This window comes from Lyngbya sp. CCY1209 (assembly GCF_055795065.1).
On the sequence record NZ_JAYFER010000310.1, the window covers coordinates 1 to 232 of the forward strand.

The window sequence follows — 232 nt, forward strand, 5'->3', positions numbered from 1 at the left end:
GTATCAGTTGTGCCACTAAAAGTTTTGATTCCTGACAAATTTAATTGGCTGTTTGTGGCATATAAATCTACCTCTTTAAGACTGGCGAGTTTTTGAGCCTTCACCGTGCCTTGATTGACCGCCCAAATAAACGAGGGGGAGGAACTGTCTGTGCCGTCAAAAGCCGTCAACCGAGGCAGTTGCACCACGCTGCCTTTTCCATTGGATGTCACATCCACGTCCCCGCTAATTC

The 232-nt window shown here is 47.4% G+C and carries 1 protein-coding gene; it reads right to left on the reverse strand.

The genetic code is table 11. The features are described from left to right. A partial coding sequence (locus tag AC0QHF_RS09040) for a hypothetical protein (RefSeq protein ID WP_324703876.1) occupies positions 1–218 on the reverse strand: 218 nt, incomplete at its 3' end. Positions 219–232 lie beyond the last annotated feature (14 nt).